The following is a 3,738-nucleotide window of genomic DNA, read 5'->3' as shown; positions in this document are numbered from 1 at the left end:
CGACCGCCGCGCCCGGCTACTGGAACTCACCCCGCGAGGCCGCGAGCTGCACGCTTCCGCACAGGCCCGGATCCGTGCACGGGAGGAGGAACTGCTGCGGAACCTCCCCGAGACCGACCGGCGCGGATTCCTCAACGCCCTGCGGATTCTGGGCGCCGCCGGCCCGGATGACACCGGCACGCCGCAATAACCCGGCCGCGGCCCCCGCCGCAACCCGAACGGCCACCCCGCGCGGACGGCCCGGAATCAGTCCCGGCCGCCCCGCAGCACCCGGAGCGGGGCGTGGTTGGCCCACCCCTCCTCCGGCCAGTTGAACCATCCCGCCGAGGCCGAAGTGCCACCGTCGGGATGCAGTGTGGTGCCGGTGAGATAGGACGACAACCGCGAGGCCAGGAAGACCGCGCATCCCGAGATGTCCTCGAGCTTCCCGGCCCGCCCCATCGGGATCGCGACCCGCACGCCGTCGGGGTCCAGCATGGCGTTGTCACCGGTCCCGATGCGTTCCAGATTCGGGGTCGGCACGAAATCCGGGGCGATATTGTTCACCCGGATACCGTCGGGCGCGACCTCGATGGCGAGAGTGCGCGCGAACTGCTCCACCGCCGCCTTCGCCGCCGCGTACACCGCGAAACCGGGCGCCGCGCGATGCGCCTCGATGGTGGAGATATTGATGATGCTGCCGCCGCGGCCACCGGCCCGCATCCGCGGCACGGCCAGATGGCAGGCGTGCAGGACATGGGTCAGATTGGTACGCAGCAGGGCATCCCAGCCCTTCGGACGGGTCTCGGTGAACAGGCTGCGGAATGTCCCACCCACCACGTTGACCAGGATGTCCAGCCGGCCCCAGCGTTCGTCCACCGCCGCGAACAGCGCGGCGAGGGCTTCCGGATCGCGGGCGTCGCCCGGTATCACCAGCGCCTCGCAGCCGCGGGCATCGAGGAACTCCCGCAGCTGCGCCACGGCAGCGGCGTCGATATCGAGTACCGCCGGCCGGACCCCGTTGTCCACCAGATCCGTGACCACCGCCCGGCCCAGCCCGCCCGCGCCGCCGGTGACCACCGCCACGGCACCGGCCAGCCCGGCCCGCTCCTCGAACCAGCCCATCGTCGTACCTCTCAGTCGATATAGGTCGCGCCGAACGACGACAGGAAATCGAAGGTCACGGCCGGATCCAGGGTGTCGTGCACACCGGCCCGGGTGGATACGGTGATCCAGTCCACCCCGGCCCGGGCCAGCGCCGCGAACGCTTCGCGGTGCGGCTCCGGGTCGGCGCCGGGGCCGGTGAGACCGGTATGGCCGTAGGAGTACACGAGATCGATATGGTCGGTGCGCCCCGCGTTTTCGGCCGCGGTCCGCACTTCACCGATCTTGCGGGCCAGATCGTCGATGGAACCCAGCTCCGGGGTCCGCGCCGTCGAACTCAGTTCCGCGCCACCCGACATCGGGATCCAGCCGTGCGCGGCGCGGGCCACCCGGCGGCGGCTCAGCGCGGAATTGCCGCCGATCCAGATCGGGATGGGCTGCTGCACCGGTGTCGGCCGGGCCTGCACCTCACGGGCGCTGAAGTGGGTGCCGGTATAGCTGAACGGCTCGCCCTTCCAGTGCAGCGGCAGCACATCCAGTGCCTCGTCGAACAGCGTGTTGCGTTCCTCGAAATCGACGCCCATCGCATGGAATTCGCCCTTGAGGTAGCCGGTGCCGATCCCGAGGATCGCCCGCCCACCGGACAGTTTGTCCAGTGTCGCGGCCGCCTTCGCCAGCAGCATGGGGTTGCGGTAGGGAGCCACCGACAGATAGGTGAGCAACCGGATCCGGCTGGTGAGAGCGGCCGCGTAACCGAGGGCCACGAACGGGTCCAGCGTCTCATGACCGCCCGCACCGAGCCAGCGCGCACCCGGCGCCGGATGCTCGCTGAGCGAGAATCCCGCGAAACCCGCCGCCTCGGCGGCCGCGGCGACCTCGCCGAGCGGGCCGGGATCGAGGATATCGGCGTCCGCGCCGCCGGTCTCCGGATAGTGGAAGATGAACCGCACTGTTACCTCCGCTCACTCACGATGATCCGGGCCGCTACCGGCCGCGCCTGACCTCGTTGAACGGCACATCGCGATCGGCGGCGTACTCGCGCGGCATCCCGAGCACCCGTTCACTGATCACGCTCCGCGCCATCTCGGTACTGCCGCCGGCCAGGCTCCAGGCCGCGCGGAACAGGAAATCCGTGCCGATCTTCGCGGTATCGGCCGGATCGCCGGGCGCGTGGGTGGCCGCCGCCGCACCCGCGATCTTGACCGCCATATCCGTTTGCAGCCAGGAGTATTCGGCGCTGAACAGGCGGGTGATCGAACCGGCCGCGGGCGGCAGTTCCCCGGCCATGATGCTGCGGGTGATGTGGGAAATGAGCTGATCACGCACCACGGCCATGGCGCGCGCCTCGCCGACATCCTCGCGCACCCGGATATCGTCCAACTGGCCGGTGTCCCGGGCCAGTTCGAAGATCGGTGAATCCTCGCCGCCCATATGCGGCCGGGCGCCACTGGTATAGGGCGAGGTGCCGCCGATCGCGGAGCGTTCGTGATACAGCAACCGGGACGCGGCCTCCCAGCCGTGGTCGACCTGACCGAGCACCGCGTCGTCGCCCAGGGCCACATCGTCGAAGAACTCCTGGCAGAACTCCGTGGACCCGGTGACCTGTTTGATCCGCTGCACGGTGACTCCCGCGGCTTCCAAAGGCACCAGGAACATGGTCAGGCCGCGATGTTTGGGCACGTCCCAGTTGGTACGGGCCAGGCACAGGCCGTAGTCGGCGGCGTACGCACCGGAACTCCAGATCTTCGAGCCGTTGAGAATCCAGCGGTCGCCGTCGCGTTCGGCGCGGGTGGTCAGCCCGGCCAGGTCCGAGCCGCCGTTGGGTTCGGACAGCAGCTGGACCAGCAGTTCGTCCCCGCGCAGCACCGCGGGCAGATGTTCGCGTTTCTGTTCCTCGGTGCCGAGATCCAGCAGGGTCGCCGCGCAGATCGACAGCGTGGGCACATTCAGGTTGACCGGCATCTCGTAGCCGTAGGACTCCTTGCTGAAGGCCTGCTGATGCGCGGGCGTCAGACCGAGTCCGCCGAACTCCTCCGGAAAGCAGATTCCCGCGAACCCGCCATCGAAGAGCATGCGCTGCAGCTCGCGGGTCCGGTCCCATTCCTCTTTGCTGTCGGGCGGCCCCTGTTCCGGCGGGGCGGGCGGAAGATTGTCGCGCAACCAGACCCGGGCGCGTTCCCGGAATTCGGCGACGGGTTCGACTTCGGTGGTCATAGCGGTACTGCCTTCCACGAGGGGATCGGCCGCGTCAGGCGGCGGCGACGAGAAGATCGGTGATACGGCGCCGGTGCTCCTCCGGAGTGCCGTAGAGCGCGCGTCCCAGACCGATCCGCCGCAGATACAGGTGCAGATCGTGCTCCCAGGTGACCCCGATACCGCCGTGCAGCTGGACGCAGTCCTGACCGATCACCGGAGCCTTGGCTCCCACATACGATTTCGCGACGCTGACCGCCTCGTCCGCGGTCGCCGGATCGTCGTCGCAGGCGGCGGCCGCGGCGGCGGCCGTCGCGCGGCAGGCCTCCAGCCAGGTCTTGTTATCGGCCATCCGGTGTTTGAGTGCCTGATAGGAGTTCAGCGGGCGGCCGAAGGTGAAACGGTCGGCCAGCCAGCCCAGGGTGGCGTCGACGGCCTTGTCGGTGGCACCGACCGTCTCCG

At 69.4% G+C, this 3,738-nt stretch carries 4 protein-coding genes and 1 pseudogene; 1 reads left to right on the top strand and 4 read right to left on the bottom strand.

Going from position 1 to position 3,738, the window contains the following annotated elements; genetic code table 11:
• Positions 1-190: pseudogene (locus tag ACWDU1_RS30655) on the top strand (MarR family transcriptional regulator); the annotation flags it as partial.
• Positions 191-246: 56 nt separating this feature from the next.
• On the opposite strand, the gene ACWDU1_RS30650 reads toward ACWDU1_RS30655, so the two are convergent.
• From ACWDU1_RS30650 to ACWDU1_RS30635, 4 genes are all read right to left on the bottom strand, one after another.
• Entirely contained in the window at positions 247-1,104 is an 858-nt protein-coding gene (locus ACWDU1_RS30650) for an SDR family NAD(P)-dependent oxidoreductase (protein WP_450003817.1), read from the bottom strand.
• 11 nt (positions 1,105-1,115) lie between these two features.
• Entirely contained in the window at positions 1,116-2,033 is a 918-nt protein-coding gene (locus ACWDU1_RS30645) for an LLM class F420-dependent oxidoreductase (protein ID WP_450003816.1), read from the bottom strand.
• Between the two features lie 34 nt (positions 2,034-2,067).
• Positions 2,068-3,297 carry an acyl-CoA dehydrogenase family protein gene (locus tag ACWDU1_RS30640; protein WP_450003814.1) on the bottom strand — a complete coding sequence of 410 codons (1,230 nt, stop codon included), beginning with the start codon at positions 3,295-3,297 and terminating at the stop codon, positions 2,068-2,070.
• Between the two features lie 34 nt (positions 3,298-3,331).
• Positions 3,332-3,738: acyl-CoA dehydrogenase family protein (locus ACWDU1_RS30635; protein ID WP_450003813.1), on the bottom strand; the 407-nt coding region annotated here is incomplete at its 5' end.

The organism is Nocardia sp. NPDC003345 (assembly GCF_053589395.1).
The sequence above is the reverse complement of the archived record's forward strand: the minus strand, read 5'-3'. Positions and strand labels throughout refer to the sequence as shown.

Bases quoted from the DNA above. Each gene is read 5' to 3' on its own strand.
- ACWDU1_RS30650 (WP_450003817.1), bottom strand. From the start codon at position 1,104: ATGGGCTGGTTCGAGGAGCGGGCCGGGCTGGCCGGTGCCGTGGCGGTG.
- ACWDU1_RS30640 (WP_450003814.1), bottom strand. From the start codon at position 3,297: ATGACCACCGAAGTCGAACCCGTCGCCGAATTCCGGGAACGCGCCCGG.